The sequence below is a fragment of the Pseudomonas sp. VMV1 genome (assembly GCF_056790235.1).
In genome coordinates, this window is the sequence record NZ_JBXGSE010000002.1 from 771,719 (window position 1) to 787,483 (window position 15,765).

At 63.8% G+C, this 15,765-nt stretch carries 13 protein-coding genes; 1 reads left to right on the forward strand and 12 read right to left on the reverse strand.

Going from position 1 to position 15,765, the window contains the following annotated elements; genetic code table 11:
• Window positions 1–117: 117 nt before the first annotated feature.
• The 5 genes from ACUCV0_RS09110 to ACUCV0_RS09130 form a co-directional block, all read right to left on the reverse strand.
• Window positions 118–2,580 carry a PAS domain S-box protein gene (locus tag ACUCV0_RS09110; RefSeq protein ID WP_313647259.1) on the reverse strand — a complete coding sequence of 821 codons (2,463 nt, stop codon included), beginning with the start codon at window positions 2,578–2,580 and terminating at the stop codon, window positions 118–120.
• A gap of 220 nt (window positions 2,581–2,800) precedes the next feature.
• A complete protein-coding gene (locus tag ACUCV0_RS09115) occupies window positions 2,801–4,258 on the reverse strand; it encodes an amidase (protein WP_482212521.1) in 1,458 nt (485 codons plus the stop codon).
• A gap of 20 nt (window positions 4,259–4,278) precedes the next feature.
• Window positions 4,279–5,496 carry an MFS transporter gene (locus tag ACUCV0_RS09120; RefSeq protein ID WP_313647261.1) on the reverse strand — a complete coding sequence of 406 codons (1,218 nt, stop codon included), beginning with the start codon at window positions 5,494–5,496 and terminating at the stop codon, window positions 4,279–4,281.
• Between the two features lie 10 nt (window positions 5,497–5,506).
• On the reverse strand, window positions 5,507–6,433 hold the full coding sequence (locus tag ACUCV0_RS09125; protein ID WP_313647262.1) for a transporter: 927 nt from the start codon (window positions 6,431–6,433) through the stop codon (window positions 5,507–5,509).
• A gap of 55 nt (window positions 6,434–6,488) precedes the next feature.
• Window positions 6,489–7,481 carry a helix-turn-helix domain-containing protein gene (locus tag ACUCV0_RS09130; RefSeq protein ID WP_313647263.1) on the reverse strand — a complete coding sequence of 331 codons (993 nt, stop codon included), beginning with the start codon at window positions 7,479–7,481 and terminating at the stop codon, window positions 6,489–6,491.
• Window positions 7,482–7,817: 336 nt separating this feature from the next.
• On the opposite strand from ACUCV0_RS09130, the gene ACUCV0_RS09135 reads away from it, so the two are divergent.
• Entirely contained in the window at window positions 7,818–8,822 is a 1,005-nt protein-coding gene (locus ACUCV0_RS09135) for a dienelactone hydrolase family protein (protein ID WP_313647264.1), read from the forward strand.
• 321 nt (window positions 8,823–9,143) lie between these two features.
• Here the strand turns inward: ACUCV0_RS09135 and ACUCV0_RS09140 are convergent, their stop codons facing one another.
• From ACUCV0_RS09140 to ACUCV0_RS09170, 7 genes are all read right to left on the reverse strand, one after another.
• A complete protein-coding gene (locus tag ACUCV0_RS09140; RefSeq protein ID WP_313647265.1) occupies window positions 9,144–10,046 on the reverse strand; it encodes a polysaccharide deacetylase family protein in 903 nt (300 codons plus the stop codon).
• 52 nt (window positions 10,047–10,098) lie between these two features.
• Window positions 10,099–10,968, reverse strand: a complete 870-nt coding sequence (locus ACUCV0_RS09145; protein WP_313647266.1) for an SIS domain-containing protein — start codon at window positions 10,966–10,968, stop codon at window positions 10,099–10,101.
• 36 nt (window positions 10,969–11,004) lie between these two features.
• Window positions 11,005–12,240: a cysteine desulfurase-like protein gene (locus ACUCV0_RS09150; RefSeq protein WP_313647267.1), complete on the reverse strand. Its 1,236-nt coding sequence runs from the start codon at window positions 12,238–12,240 to the stop codon at window positions 11,005–11,007.
• Window positions 12,241–12,260: 20 nt separating this feature from the next.
• Window positions 12,261–12,995 (reverse strand): amino acid ABC transporter ATP-binding protein, encoded by a 735-nt coding sequence (locus ACUCV0_RS09155; protein ID WP_313647268.1) that lies wholly within the window; start codon window positions 12,993–12,995, stop codon window positions 12,261–12,263.
• Window positions 12,992–13,669, reverse strand: a complete 678-nt coding sequence (locus ACUCV0_RS09160; protein ID WP_313647269.1) for an ABC transporter permease subunit — start codon at window positions 13,667–13,669, stop codon at window positions 12,992–12,994. Before ACUCV0_RS09160 ends, ACUCV0_RS09155 begins: the two co-directional genes overlap by 4 nt.
• 64 nt (window positions 13,670–13,733) lie before the next feature.
• Window positions 13,734–14,510 (reverse strand): transporter substrate-binding domain-containing protein, encoded by a 777-nt coding sequence (locus ACUCV0_RS09165; RefSeq protein ID WP_313647270.1) that lies wholly within the window; start codon window positions 14,508–14,510, stop codon window positions 13,734–13,736.
• 819 nt (window positions 14,511–15,329) lie between these two features.
• Entirely contained in the window at window positions 15,330–15,758 is a 429-nt protein-coding gene (locus ACUCV0_RS09170; protein WP_313647271.1) for a nuclear transport factor 2 family protein, read from the reverse strand.
• Window positions 15,759–15,765: the final 7 nt, after the last annotated feature.

Below are 15,765 nucleotides of genomic sequence, written 5' to 3' on the forward strand. Positions count from 1 at the left end.
GCCGCCGTCGCGCCACCGGTCGCCGGAGCTGACCGGACAGGAAAGGCAAGGAACCCCGCCATGTCGCATCCGCCGCAGACGGTACCGGGTGCGGCGGCGAGGTCTGCCTTGCGCGGGTCAACGGTGAGCCGCGGCGTCCTCGAGAATCTTCTGCAGGCGGCGCGACAGCTCTTCCACCGAATAGGGCTTGTGGATCAGCTCGAACCCCTGGGCGCCGTTGGTTGCCAGGACATGGCTGTAGCCGGAGGTCAGCAGGATGGGCAGGCTGCGATACAGCCGTCTGATTTCGATGGCGAGGGCGAGGCCGCCCATGCCAGGCATGACCACATCCGAAAAGACCACGTCGTAGTGCTCTGGCCTTTCCGCGAGCAGGATCAGGGCCGCCTCGGCGTTGGGGGCCAGGACGGGGTGATAGCCCAGATCCCGCAACGAGTCGGCCGCGAAGGTGCCGACGTCGGGATTGTCTTCCACCACCAGGACCGAGGTGCCTCGTCCATCGGCCACGGCCAGGGTTTCGTTCGCCGCCAGGGGCTGCACCGCACTGGTCGCCCGCGGCAGGTAGAGCTGAAAGGTGGTACCGCGGCCGACTTCGCTCGCTACCCGGATTTCGCCGCCGGATTGCTTGATGAAGCCGAACACCTGACTCAGGCCCAATCCCGTGCCCTGACCGACGCGCTTGGTGGTGAAGAAGGGTTCGAAGATCTGTGCGAGGTGCTCTCGGGCGATGCCGCTGCCGGTGTCGGTGATCGAGATGACTATCGCTGGAATCGCCAGGGCGGCGTGTGAGGGGCTCTCCGGAATCGCCTCGACCGTCGTGACGGCTATGGTCAGCTGGCCCGCGCCGTCCATGGCGTCGCGGGCATTGACCGCCATGTTCACCAGGGCGGTATCGAACTGGCCGGGGTCGGCGTAGACCAGGCAGGGATGATCGGGCAGATCGAGCGCGACGCTGATTCGCGAGCCCAGCAACGTCCCCAGCATGTCGTTCAGGGCCTGGACGTTCGAGCTTGCCGAAAATACCTCGGGGGTGAGCGCCTGGCGCCGGGCGAACGCCAGCAGCTGACCTGTCAACTTCGCCGCCCGGTCGATGGTGGTGGAAATCGCACCGATGTAGCGGTCGCGTCGCTCCTCGCTCAGGTTGGGTCGCTTGAGCAGGTCGCAGGACGACTTGATGACGGTCAGCAGGTTGTTGAAGTCATGGGCCACCCCGCCGGTGAGCTGACCGATGGCCTCCATCTTCTGCGATTGCCGCAGGGCATCCTCGGCCGTTGCCAGGTCCAGCGCCTGCTGCCGTTGGTGGGACACGTCGCGCACCGTGGCGTAGATGAGGTCATCGCTGCGCACGGCATTCCAGGACAGCCAGCGGTAGGAGCCGTCACGATGGCGATAGCGGTTCTCGAAGCTGACCAGCGGCGTCCCCTGCTGCAGCTTCCAGAACGCCTGGCGGGTGGCCGTCAGGTCGTCGGTGTGGACGAGGGCCATCAGCGGCTGGGCCTTGAGTTCGCTGATCGTCCAGTCCAGGGTCACCACCCAGGCCGGGTTGAGACTTAGGAAGAAGCCGTCGAGGCTCGCCACGCAGAGGGGATCGTTGGAGCACCTCCAGATCTGGTCACGCTCGGCGGTGCGCGCCGAAACCTGGCGTTCCAGGTCGTCATTGAGGGCGGAGATGGCCTCGGCCCGGGCCTGGAGCGCCTGGTCCGCGAGGACACGCCTGCTGATGTCGCGCGAGATGCAGACGATCTTGGGATGCCGGGTACCCGCCACCTCGAAGGGCGAGCAGGACACCTCCCACCAGCGCGGCTCCCCCTGGGCGGTCGGGCAGAAGCCCTCGACCCGGGTGGCCTGCCCCTGGCCCGCCTGTTCGACGGCCTTGCGGATCTTCCAACGTTCGTCTTCCGGCCATAGCGCGGCATATTCCTGCCCTATGACCTGATCCTCGGTGTGGAGCTGGATGAGTTCCAGGCCCTGGGCGTTGACGAATTCGATGTGGCCATCGGTGGACAGCACCTTCACGCAGTCCAGGCTGGCCTTGAGCAGACTGCGGGAGAAGGCCTCGCTGTGCAGCACGTTGCGCGCCGCGACGAAGCGCCGCTGCGCCGTGATCTCCAGCGCGATCATGCTGGCGAACAGCTCGAAGGTCGTGAGGACTTCGGGGCGACTCGGTCGGGCGGGTTCGGGGTCTATGGCGCACAGGGTGCCGAAGAAGGAGCCGTCGTCCAGCACAATGGGGACGGAAATGTAGCTGCGGAAACCATACTGCCGGGGCGTGTGGTGGTCGCGGTAAAGGGCATCCTGCTGCACGTCATCGATCACCACGGGCTGGCGGTGATCGCGGATCTCATCGCAGATCGTCGACTTGACCACCAGCTCCCCGCCAGGCGCGAGACCGAAATTGATGTGGTCGAGGGTGCTGCAGGCGATCCAGCGGTCATCGGTCACCCGGGCGACGGCCGCGAAGCCCATGCCGGTCAGTTGGCATATCACTGCCAGAATCCTGGGTACCGCGGCTATTTCGGCAACGAGATCGAGGTCGTCGGTGAGGACGTACGAAGGAATTGGGGTCGAGGTCAGGGAGCTCATCGGGCCACTCGTACGTTGCCCCGCCCAGAACAGCAGGGAAAATGGCGAGCGACAGGCGGGCGCCCTCAGGCCGAGCACTGGAAACGTCCGTCGCGCGCCGTGCCCGGCCAGTATAACGACCCGCCAAGCGAAGCGGGCGATAGGATTATCGTTGCAATGTGATGCCCATCGCCCGCTTCTTACGCAATCCGCTGTACGTCTGTCCTGCCGCTCCCAGGCCTCAAGCCGGTCGCAGGATCCCGCACAGCGGCGGCCGCCGTCCGGCCCAGGGCTGGGCGCGCTCCAGCTGGGCGGCTATGGCCAGCAGGGTACCTTCCTCGCCAAAGCGCGCGGCGAAATGGCTGCCCAGGGGCAGGCCATTGGCGGTCCACCACAGGGGCACCGACATGGCGGGCTGGCCGCTGGCGTTGAACAGGGCGGTGAAGGGGGAATAGCTGTGGAAGGCGGCGATGGCCTCGGCCAGCGGGCGTTCCTCGTGCCCGCCATCCAGCTCGCCCAGGCGTGGCGGCTCGCGGGTCAGGGTAGGGGTGAGGATCACATCATAGTCGGTGAGAAAGCGCGCCAGAGTCCGGCCCAGGGCATGCAGGCCCTCCACCGCGGCGGCATAGCGATGGGCCGGGATGTCGCCCCGCTCGCGCAGGATCACCCGCGTGCGGGCATCCAGCTCCTCGTCGCTGACCGCGGCGCCGCGCAGGGCGCCAAGGACCTGCAGGTAGTGGCGGGTGCTGGGGCCGATGATGTCGAAGACCTGGTCGAGAAAGCCTGGCAGATCCACCGGCAGGGTCGCCGGCTCGACGTGGTGGCCGAGGCTTTCGCACAGCCGGGCGGTGTGGCGCACTGCGGCCAGGGCGTCGGGTCCGCTCGGCCAGGGCGCCAGATGCTCGACCAAGGCGATGCGCAGGGGGCGCGGATCGCGCTCCAGCAGGCTGGCGAAGGGGACGTCGTGGGCCGGTGCGGCATAGGGCGCGCCGAGATCGGCACCGGCGGTGGCATCCAGCAGCAGGGCGTTGTCGCGTACCGACAGGCTCATGGCATGGGGTGTGCCCATACCGGCCCAGCCTTCACCGACCATGGGCCCGGAAGGCATCCGGCCACGGCTGGGCTTGAGGCCGAAGATGCCGCAGCAGGAGGCCGGCACCCGCAGCGAGCCACCGCCGTCGTTGCCATGGGCGAAGGGCACCACCCGCGCGGCGACCAGGGCTGCCGCGCCGCCACTCGATCCCCCGGCACTGTGGGCGCGATTCCAGGGATTGGCGGTGGCGCCGAAGCGGCGCGACTCGGTGCTGTAGGAGGTGCCGAATTCCGGTGAGGTGGTGGTGCCGACGAACAGGCAACCGGCCTGGCGCAGGCGGGTCACCAGTTCGCAGTCGAAATCCGGTCGGGCTTCGCCCAGGGCCAGGGAGCCATTGGTCATGCGGGCACCGGCCAGCGGGGTGAAAAGATCCTTCACCAGGGTCGGTACCCCGGCGAAGGGGGCCGACAGGTCGAGTGGTGCTTTGGCCGCCGCGCGGGCCTGGTCGTATAGCCGTTCGCTGACGGCATTGAGGTCGGGCTCCACGGTGTCCAGGCGGTCGATGACGGCTTCGAGCAATTCGCTGGCAGTGATTTCTTTTTGTCGCAACAGCGTTGCCAGGCCGTGGCCATCTTGGGTGTCCAGCAGGGGTTGCAGGCTTTGCATGGAAGATCCTCGAGCAGAATTCAGGAAGAGCGCGACGGGGTCGGCAGGGCGGCCTTGCGCCGCAGCAGGCCGACGGCGGCCCAGGCGAGTGCGGCGACCAGGGCGGCGATGGCCAGGGCGCGGATGGCCAGGTGCAGATCGCCGGCAAAGGGCAGGATCACGGCGATCACCAGGGGGCTGGCGAACTGGCCCAGGTAGAGGCAGCCGGTGTAGCCACCCATGCCGCGACCCCGTGCTCGGGCGCTCAGGGCGCCCATCACCGGTGCCATGGTGTTGGGTACCAGCATGCCGACACCGAGACCATGCACCGTCACCGCAACCAGCACGGCTTCATAGCTGCGGGCGTTCACCAGCAGCCAGAGGCCGATGCCCATGCTGGCCAGCAGCACGGCGTTGCAGCCGGCCAGGCCCCACCAGCGACGCAGCAGCGGCCACAGCAACGGCCCGCCCAGGGTCGCCAGCAGCCCCAGGCCCGCCGAGGCGCCGATCAGGGTGCTGGAGGTGATGCCCAGCTGTACCAGCAGCAGCGGACTCTGGATGGGCACCACCACGCTGAGCACCATGCCGGCGAAGACCAGCAGGTAATTGACGATCAGGGGCAGCGGCGCACTGTGCTGGGGGCCTTCGTCGGCGCCGATGGAGACCTTGGCGCGGACCGGTTCCCACAGCAGTCGCAGCATGAAGGGCACCAGCAGCAGCGGCAGCAGATAGAGGTAGAAGGGCGTGCGCCAGGAGTGCTCGCCCAGGGCGCCGCCGACCACATAGAACAGCGAGCCCACCAGGCTGATGGCGATGACCTGGCCGTTGACGTAGGCCAGGCGCTTGCTGCCCTGCCAGTAGTCGGCGATCAAGGTCACGCAACAGGTCATCACCGCCGCCTCGGCCAGGCCGAAGACCAGGCGGGTGAGGGTGATGGCCGGTAGCGACTGCAGCAGCGCCGGCAGCATGCCGAGCAGGGCGTAGCAGAAGGTCGCCAGGATCAGCAGGCGCTTGCGGCCCAGGCGGTCGGCCAGCCAGCCGGCCAGGGGCGCGAAAAGCGCAATGGCCAGGGCGGGACCGGTCATCGCCAGGGGGATCAGCAGATCGGCGCGGGGTTCGATGGGGCCGAATTCGGCGCCCAGCTTGGGAATGATCGGGGCGACCATCACCGAACCCATGATGGTCAGGCTACTGCCGAGCAGGAGCACGGCGCCCTGGCGTCGGCCGGCCGTGGGGCTGGAGGAGGCTGTGAGTGTCATGCGCGATTCCTCAGAAGCTGTGGGAGAGCCGCACGGCGAGGGTGTAGCCCTCGGCGCGGTTGCGGGCGTCGATGTCCTTGTAGAGGTGCACCCAGACCGGCGGCAGGCCAGGCTTGAAGAAGCTCAGTGCCGGGCCCAGCGCCAGTACCCGGGCACGATTGCCGCGGCTGAGGCCGGGGGCGTCGTCGTCGCTGAGCTGGCGGTAGTAGTAGCCGCCCAGGCCCGCGGTCCAGGGGCCGAAGTGCTGACCCACGGCGAATTCGTGGCGGTATTCCGTGCCGCTGCGGTAGTCGGTGGCGTGGTTGCGGCTGTTGAAATCGGCCTGGAAGCTGGACGACACCTCGAAGCCCGAATCGGTGATGTAGCTCAGGTTGAGCATCGGCGAGACGGTCCAGTGGTTGGTGCCCGGATTGACCAACCGATTCTTGTCGTAGTCACCGGTGGGCGCCTGCACCTGGAACCAGAAGTTCACCCCCAGGTTGCGCGAGGGCTCCCACTGCAGGATCAGCGGAATCACCTGGAAATCGGCCTGGCGGAAGAGGTCGGCGCTGTCGGAAAACACCGGGACGCCGTTGGCCTTGATGGTGAGGTCGGCGTCCATCTTGAAGAAGGGCGCCACCCCGCCGAAGCCGTAGCGGGCGCCGAGCACCCGGGTATCGGTCATCTTCAGGTAGGCCAGGCCCAGGGACAGGACATCGATGGAAAAGTCGTTGCCGTTGTCGCGGCCATGACTGTCGCGGATGGACGTCGCCCGGTAGTAGTTGGCACGCAGGCCAAGGGTGCCATGGGGCGTGGGCGGCGGGGTGAAGCCGGCGCCGAAGTTGTAGACACCGAAGGCGGTGGTGGGGGAGCCGTTCTCGGTGGCAAGGCTGGCTGCGGTCATCCCCAGGGCGGCGAGGCCGACGGCGAGGACGTGAAACGGACGGGTAACGTTCATGGAGTTCCCTCTTCTTATTGGCCAGTCGAGCCTGAGGGAAAGCCGTTACCCGCCGTTAGCCAGATTCAGCATTTCTGCGCGGCAGGCGCTGGGCTGCTTCCTTGAGGGTGGCGGAGGGCAGTTGCCCGAACAGCGCCTGGTAGTCGCGGGCGAAGCGGCTGAGATGGCAGAAGCCCCACCGGGCGGCGACGTCCTGCACCGATTCGCCTTCGCCCCGGCGCAGGGCGCGGTGCGCCGCATTGAGGCGCAGGGTGCGCAGGTAGGCGACCGGGTTGATGCCCAGGGTCTCCTGGAAGCAGTACTGCAGCTTGCGGCGGCTGGCGCCGACGCGATTGCACAGCTCCAGAATGCTGGGCGGCTGGTCAGGATGGGCCAGGGCGTATTCCCGCGCCCGCCGCACCATGCGCAATCGCGCGCTGGGCGCCAGCTCGTGGGGTTCGCTGGTGTCGAGCAGATCGAGCAGGTGCATCAGCACGGTGTCGCGCAGGGCGGCGCGGGCACGCGGGTGGGCCAGCCAGGTCTGGATCTCCGCTTCCGGGGCGAAGAGTTCATGAGCCAGGGCGGCCAGCTCCCCATGGGCACAGCCGGTAGGAAGGCGATAGCAGCCGGACAGGTCGCGCACGTCGAGCGCGCTGTGCTGGCAGGCCAGCAGGCGCGCCATCTCGGCTTCCTGCAGATTGATGCAGAGCAGATCGAGATTGGCCGGAGTACGCAGCTCCGGCAGATTGTCGCCACGCGCCACCAGCAGCTGGGCCTCGTGCAGGGTATGGCCGCCGCAGTGCAGGGCGCCCGCGTCACGCATGGGCAGGCTGAAGGTCAGGGTATCCCCCTGGGCCTCGCCGCTCTTGAGCATGGCCTGGTTGGAGCGATCCCGCAGCAGGCTGAGGTCGTCCAGCCAGAGGTCGCTGAGCTCGCCCTGAAAACGACCCGACGACAGCTGATCGTATTGCATGTGCCAGCCCTCGACGCAGAGCGCATGCTCGTCGATGTCACCGGTATACCGATGCCGGACGCGCGGCGGTAACGCAACGGAGCCGTCTTGGTGCATTTAGGAAACCTTTTGGGTAGCAAAGGGCCGGTAGGCGAGGGACTACAAGTTTCGTACCTCAAGGCAGGGTTTAGCGGCAAAGGTGCCAATTTTGGCTAGTGCGCCAGCCAAGGGGTTGTTCTTGGAAGCACGCTCTCACAGGATTGGTCGGTGGCGTCACCGGTCGGGTTCAAGGTGGGCAAGAGCCGGGTGTGCTGCCCTTGTCGTCTGGCCTCTGTGCCTCACAAGTGCTTACCAAAGGCCCCCTCGGTTCCATGGCCTGCCCTATAGTGGATCGGCCAAGTCTCGCAAGCGCAGTGGTGACTGGCATGGCCAAATGAAAAAGGATTGAACCCGATGCGCTACCTTTCCAACGAATTCTTTCGTCGCTCCAGTAAAGGTTTGCTCGCCGCCGTCGCGTGCTTTGCCTGCACAGCGGCTATCTCGGCAGCGCCGCCCGCGACCGATATTCCGGCGCGGCAAGAGGTATTGACCTTCAGGTCCCTGACGCTGACCGATCAGCAGTTCCTGACGGGTGCCAAGGGAGGCGCCGAGGTCTTGCTGGGCGGTGTGCTGTCTTTACCGCCAAGCACGGAAAAGGTCCCTGTGGTCATCCTCCAGCATGGCTCGGGCGGCCTGGGCTCCAACATTCCGTACTGGGAGCGGCAGTTCAATCAGGCAGGCATCGCGACTTTTGCAGTCGACGGCTTCTCGGGACGAGGCATCACCAGTACCGCTGCCGATCAGTCCCAGCTTGGACGGCTCAATTTCGTCCTGGATGACTATCGTGCTGGCGCGCTCCTCGCTCACCACCCACGGATCGATCCAGGCAAGATCATCCTGATGGGCTTTTCCCGCGGTGGACAGGCCTCGCTCTACGCAGCAATGGAGCGCTTCGACAAAGGGTGGAAAAGTCCGGATTTCCAGTTTGCCGGCTACCTGTCGTTCTATCCCGACTGCTCGATCACCTTCCGTGATCAGGACAAGGTCGTCGCCAAACCGATGCGGGTCTACCACGGTCTGGCCGACAACTATGATCCCTATTCTCGCTGCGAAGGCTACTTCGCGACGCTCAAGAACAAGGGCGCCGACCTCAGGGTGCACACCTATGAGCATGCCGAGCATGGCTTCGACACGCCCTATGTCTGGAGTCCGGTCCGGGTCGTAGCGGATAGCCAGACCGTCCGTGACTGCCAGATCGCCGAGAACGCCAAAGGCGAGCTGATCAACGAGCAGACGCGCAAGGTCTTTTCCTACCAGGACAGCTGTGTCGTGCTGGGTCCCAGGGTAGGGCCCGACGCGGAAGCAACCAGACAGGCCACGGCCGATGTCCTGGAGGCGGTCAAGGCGATGGTGAAGTAAGCGCGATCCAGGGTCGGCTGGAAATCGAGAGCCGACGCCCGAGTGGTCAGCGCGTTGGCTGGCCGCTCAACATAGCGGATGTCGGCCAAGCCACTCGGCAGGAGATAGCGGTTTGGCTGCTCATCAGGGCCCCGGCGCAGAGCCACTCGTAGCCTCTGAGTGACACTTTTGGAAGAGACATCCAGTCGTACTTCAGACCTCGCCCGGCCGCTGAATCGGCCCTGTGCCTCTGCCAGGAGCTAAATCGCTGTCGTCACTGGACCTGGCCTGTGACGACAGCGATGGCGCGTTCGACGCACGTCAAGAAAGAACGAGGTCAGGCTAGCCGTCAGCCCTTTCCAACCAGGCACGGGCGATCTCTTCGCGGGTCGCGAACCAGACACCTTCGGACTGCTTTGCGTATTCGATGAAGCGCTTGATCGCCCGGACTCGTCCGGGACGCCCCACCATGCGTGGGTGCAGTCCGATCGACATCATGCGAGGTCCGCTTGCGGAGTCCTCATAGAGGACTTCGAAGCTTTCCTTCATGTATTCAAAGAAGTCCGATGCCTGGGACAGGCCGGGTGAATTCCAGTAGCGGAAGTCGTTGACGTCGGCGGTGTAGGGCACTACGAGATGGCGCTTGCCCTCGACCTCGACGAAGTAGGGGACATCATCGTTGTAGGCGTCGGAGTCGTAGAGAAAGCCGCCTTCCTGCGCTACCAGGCGCCGAGTGTGGATGCTGGCACCGTAGCGGCAATACCAGCCCACCGGCCGCTTGCCGCAGGTTCGCTCGAACGACTCGATGGCAAGGCGGATGTGCTCGCGTTCCTCTTCTTCACTCAGGCGAAAGACCTCCTCCCAGCGATAGCCATGACTACAGATCTCATGGCCACCAGCGACAGCAGCGCGCGCGACTTCAGGATTCTGTTCAAAGGCCACGGCACAGGCATGGAAGGTCGCGCGCACCGACTGCTCGTCGAGAATATCGAGAATCCGCCAGATCCCGACGCGTGAGCCGTATTCGTACATCGATTCCATGGCCAGGTTACGCGTACCGGCGGGTATGGCGTAGCTGCCCCATTCGGTCATCGATTCTTGGTCCGGATCGCCCATGGCGAGCGAGCGCTCGGATCCTTCCTCGTAGTTGATCACCAGGCTGATAGCTAAGCGGGCGCCGTTTGGCCAGGTACCTTGCGGGCGTTGTCTTCCATAGCCCACCAAATCGCGTGCAGGTGACAGCATCGGGATCTACTCCTGAAGTGATTGTTTTTAACTACAAGGTGAGCGCGGCGGCTCAGCAGTCGATGTCCTTCAGTCGCTCATGATCGAAGGTGCCATCGGTATTCCCCTGGCTGAAGGCGAGCCCCATGGCCAGGGTCTGGGCGATGCAGAAGGAGGCAGTGAGGGAGCGAAAACCCAGCAGCTCCGCATCGTTGACCTCTATCACCGTCTCGGCCATTTTCCCAATGGGGCTCAGCACGGTGTCGGTGATGGCCACCAGCGTCACGCCCGCCTGGCGCGCCTGACGACAGGCCTCGACGGTATCCTTGGCGTAGGGCGGAAAGCTCACGGCGATCAGAAGATCGTCGTGAGCAATGGCGCTGACCTGTTCCGGCAAAGTGCCGCCGCCGCCACTGATCTGCACGGCTCGCCGGCCCACCCGGCTCAGGGCGTAGCTCAGGTAGGCGGCCACCGGAAAGGCCCGGCGCAGACCGATGACGAAGGTGGTGCGCGCCACCTGCAGGTGGGCGATGGCAGCTTCCATGTTGGCCTGCTGGTCGCCTTCAGCCAGATGCTCCAGGGACACGATATTGGCCTGGCTGAATTCCCGCAGGATCGCCCCGACGTCACTGGGGTCATCCAGCAGTTTTTCACCACCGTAATGCCGGATGCGTTCGCTGTGGGTATCGGCGGCCTGTTGCAAGGGCGCGCGAAACAGTCGCTGCAGATCCTTGAAGCCCGCAAAGCCCAGCGCCTGTGCCAAGCGGATATAGGCAGCAGGAGCGATGTTGGAGCGCTTGCCCAGTTCGGCAACCGTACTGAGGGCGATCTCGTGCGGATTGTCGATCAGGAACCGGGCAGCGTCTCGCAGCCGCTCCGACAGGTGTTCGTGCTGGGCGGTTATGCAATCGCGCAGCTCCGCAAGGGTTTCCGGTAAGGCCATGAAAAACGCTCGGCAGGTGAAAGGATAGGGCGCCAGTCAGCGCAATTCAGTGATGGCCTGATCCAGCGCGGTGATGAGACGGTCGATTTCCTCGAGCGTGTTGTAATGCGCCAGCGACACGCGCACCACACCGCCCAGGGGCGCCAGGCCCAGGGCTTCGATCAGGCGTCGCGCATAGAAGTCGCCAAAGCGAATGCCGATGCGATGCTCGTCGACCTTGAGCACTACGGCTTCCGAGCGCACGCCTGCCACCACGAAGCTGATCGTGGGCACGCGATCAGGGGTGCTCGTCTTGCCAATGATACGAACCCCGGGGCATTGACGCAGAAAGGCTAGCAGCCGCTCGGCGAGCGCATCTTCCTGTACCTCGAAGGCGTCGAATGCTGCCTGCATCCGCTCGCGCTCGCTACCCTGTGCGCCCAATCGTTCGCCGATGTCGAGCAGATAGTCGGTGATGCCGATGCAGCCGAAGGACAACTCGTAGTTGACGTTGCCTGGCTGCAATTTGTAGGGCACCACCTCCTGGCCGATGAAGAAGTGGTTAAGGCTGGGAAATTCCAGTAGCAGGTCGCGACGCCCCCAGAGCACCGCGAAGTGCGGTCCAAAGGTCTTGTAGAAGCTGTAGACATAGAAGTCGGCACCGCTGGCCTGAACATCGACCAGCCGGTGCGGCGCATAGGCTACCGCGTCCACGCACAGCTTCGCCCCTACGGCATGGACGCGCCGGGCGATTTCGGCGACGGGATTGATCGAGCCAAGGATATTGGAGGCATGGGTCACGGCCACATAGCGGGTTTTCTCACCGAGCAGCGCCTGCAGGTCATCTAGTTCCAGCTCGCAGCTGTCTGGGGCGACCTGCCAGACGCGCAGGGTCGCGCCGCGGTCTTCGCAGAGCCTGACCCAGGGGCCGATATTGGCCTCGTGATCGCAATTGGTGACGATGATTTCATCACCGGGCCCGATCGAGGGCGCGATGGCGCGACAGAGTATCTGCAGCAGATGGGTGGTCGAGCCGCCCATGATGACTTCTTCGGGGTGGGCGGCGTTGATCAGTTGCATGACGGACCGGCGTGCCTGCATCACCCGCTCGCCGGCCTCGACCGAGGGTCGATAGGAGGCGCCCAGTTGGACGCTGCTGTTGAGCAGATAATCAGCCACCCGGTCGGCGACCGCTTGCAACACCATGGAACCACCGGCGTTGTCCATGAAGGCGTAGCCACCGGCCAGACCGGGAAATTGCTTGCGAACGTAAGCGATATCGAGAGAATTCACGCGACTTTCTCCAGCCAGGATCAGTGGTGCAGGATGGCCTGCAGGAAGGCCCGCGTACGGGGTTCCTGAGGAGCGGTAAAGAAGGGTTCCGGTCTGTTCTGTTCGACGATGCGTCCGCTTTCCATGAAGATCACCCGGTCGGCGACACGCCGGGCGAAGCCCATTTCGTGGGTCACCACGACCATGGTGACGCCGGAGCGGGCAAGGCTTTGCATGACGTCGAGCACCTCGCCGACCATTTCCGGGTCCAGCGCCGAGGTGGGCTCATCGAACAGGATCGCGCGGGGTTCCATGGCCATGGTTCGGGCGATGGCCACCCGTTGCTGCTGGCCCCCGGACAACTGGCTTGGGTACTTGTGGGCGTGATCGCCCATGCCGACCTTGACCAGCAGCTCCCGCGCGCGGGCATGGACCTCGCGCTTGTTCAGGCCACGCACTCGGATTGGCGCCAGCGATACGTTGTCGAGGACGGTTAGGTGGGGGTAGAGATTGAAGCTCTGGAAGACCATGCCGACTTCGCTACGGATGCTGGCGAGTCGCGGTCCGGTTTCGACCCGTTCCCCAGCCACGCGGATATGGCCCTGCTGGTAGTTCTCCAGCAGGTTGATGCAGCGAATCAGGGTCGACTTGCCGGAGCCGGACGGGCCGAGGATGACCACGACCTCGCCTTCCTCGACCTGCAGGTTGATGTCGCTGAGCGCCTGGAAATTGCCGTAGTACTTGTCGAGATGTTCGATGTCGATCAGGGTGCTCATACGGTCTTGCCTCCTGCGACATTGCGCCGTTCGACCCAGCTGACCAGTTGCACCATAGGCAACAGCAGCAACAGGTACAGCAGGGCGGCGCCCACCAGGGGGGTAGGATTGGCCGCCAGTGCCTGGGCTTGAGTGGCTTGCTTGAGCAGGTCGGGCATCGCCACCACCGAGGCGAGGGCGGTGTCCTTCATGACGTTGATACAGTTGCTGGTCATGGGCGGCATCACGATGCGGATCGCCTGGGGCAGTACGACATCGCGCATCGTGTTGAAGAAACTCATGCCCTGAGCGGCTGATGCTTCGAACTGACCGCGGGGAATGGCCTCGATGCCCGAGCGGAAGATCTCTGCGCTGTAGGCGCATGAGACGAGAGATAGCGCGCTGGCCGCTGCCGCGAAGGAGGATAGTCGAATACCAACGAAGGGCAGGGCGTAATAGATCAGGACCAGCAGGACCAGCAGCGGTATGGATCTCATGATATCGATGTAGATACGCGCGAGTAGCCGGATCGGCGCGTAGGAATACAGTCGCAGCAACGCCAGGAACAGCCCGCCGACCAGGCCCAGGACGATGCTGACTATGCCTAGAAGTACAGTCACGCCCAGGCCGCGAATCATCAGCGGAAGGGACTCGACGAGTACGTTCCAATTAAAGAAGGTTTGCAATAGATCCATGGGATACCTCGATCAATGCACGGGGCGAACGGATGCCGCCCTGTGCATGCAGCATCGGCAGGGCTTATTTGGGTACCGCGGAGACCTTCAGGGTGCTCGAATCCTTAGCGGCTTCAGTGCCAAACCACTGTTTGTGAATGGCGCCCAGGGTGCCGTCTTCTTTCATCTTGCTGATGATGTCGTTGACCTGATCACTCATGGCCCAGCCCTTGGCGTGCATCAGCGAATAGCGCTCACCCGTGGGAATGCGGGCGACGATGGTGAATTGCGGCTTGTCCTTGATGTAGTAGAGGACAGCGGGGATATCGCTCAGGTAGCCGTCGATGCGCCCGGAGCCCAGGTCCAGCATGGCCGGAGACAGCCCTTCGTAACGCGAGACATCGGCGAACTTGTACTCGCTCTTGTGCTGGCCGATCCACATGTCGCCCGTGGAGCCGGTATCGACGCCGACGACCTTGCCATTCATATCGGCGAGGCTTTTGACCTGGGACTTGGTCAAGGCGGTGAGCGACTGATCACTGTCGAAATAGGGTTGGGCGAAGGCAACCGATTCCAGCCGTTTGGGCGTGATGGTGATTGACGAAATGGCGATATCGACGCGTTTCGACTGCACCGCGCTGAACAGACCATTGAAGGGAATGTTCACGAAATCGACGGTCTTGCCCGCACGCTTCGCCACTTCCTTCACCACATCGACCTCAAAGCCGACGAAGTCTCCCTTGGCGTCCTGAAACTCCCAGGGCACGTTGCCGACGTTGGCACCTACCGTCCAGTCGGCCGACCAGGCTGGCAGTGCTACCGCGGCGGTCATGAGCAAGCCCAACGCTATCTTCGCTTTCATGTTCACTCCCTATTTTCAGATGCTGTCAGTGGCTATTTCCTTACGACGTCGGATCGAGAGTAAGGCAGTGAATTTTTTTATTCAACGATAAATTTTATTGGAGTTTTTGCTCCAAAATTGTGCGAAGGCCTGCTGTCGATGACATTTTCGCAGGGGCCGAAGGCACGATTTGATGGAGTAGTGCATCTGCGAGACGCTGAGCTAGACGCTCGCCGACACCAGCAGCCTTCATGCCTGAAAATGATGCACGCGGCGCCTGGCATTGATGCCGATGCGTGCCGACGCGCTGCGAAGACACAAAGCAGGTCGTCAAATGCCCGAAGTGGGTCCTATGTCCGAGAACAGAACGGCGGCGGTTGAGGTTCAGCAGCGATCAGCGGCGCGGCCGGCGCACCGGACTTGTGGGGAATCTGAGTGCGACGTTTCGACGTTGGGAGTTCAGACGTACTTCTGGCAGGTCTTCGCATTACTGAGCCGTGTTTCGCTAGCCTCTAGGCCCTAGCAATCTCCGCCCTACAGCCTTTCCCTCGTTGAGCAGGTTTCCAAGACGCGTCTAAGGCTGATTAATCATCCAGATTTGCCCCCTATACATCAGGAACAAGGCCAGGCGCCTCTTCTGCCTGGCCTAGAGCTCAGCTCGGGCTTGCCGCGAACGTATCGAGGCCGTTGCTACGAGTCAGGCCGCAATGAGTGGCACCGTTCGTTCCTCATCGACGCCAACCAAGGCGGTCCGGTTCGTGAGTAAAGGGGAGCGGCCTATGGCTATGTCGTCAGCGGCGTAGGGCAAGGCTGACGACGGAGCCTTGGCTGGCGAGGAGGTCAGAAGCGAAATGCCTGACGACCGATCAATAGCCACTGGCCGTTCTGCTTTTGCCAGATCTGAAAGTTCTCGATTTCAGTGGGCACGACTTTTCCGCTGTTTACCGCCTGAGCCGAGAAGTGATTGCGGACCAGCGCGACATCCCCGGAAAGGGTGATCTTCTGGTTGAGCATCTTCAGTTCATTGAAGGCGCTCTTGCCCGTCTCGATGTCGGCAATGAATGCCTGCTTGTCCTGAATGTTGCCGCTCGAATGCCCATACGTCAGGTTATCGGCGGTCAGTGCCTTGAGTTGCGCTATGTCCTTGTGCCACATGGCTTGGGTGAGCTTGTCCACGGCGGTAGCCACGTCACTTTCGTCATGGGTCGCAGCGGCGACGTAGCCGGTGAACAGGCAGAGGAAACCTACCAGCAGTTTCAGCTTTTTCATGCTCAGA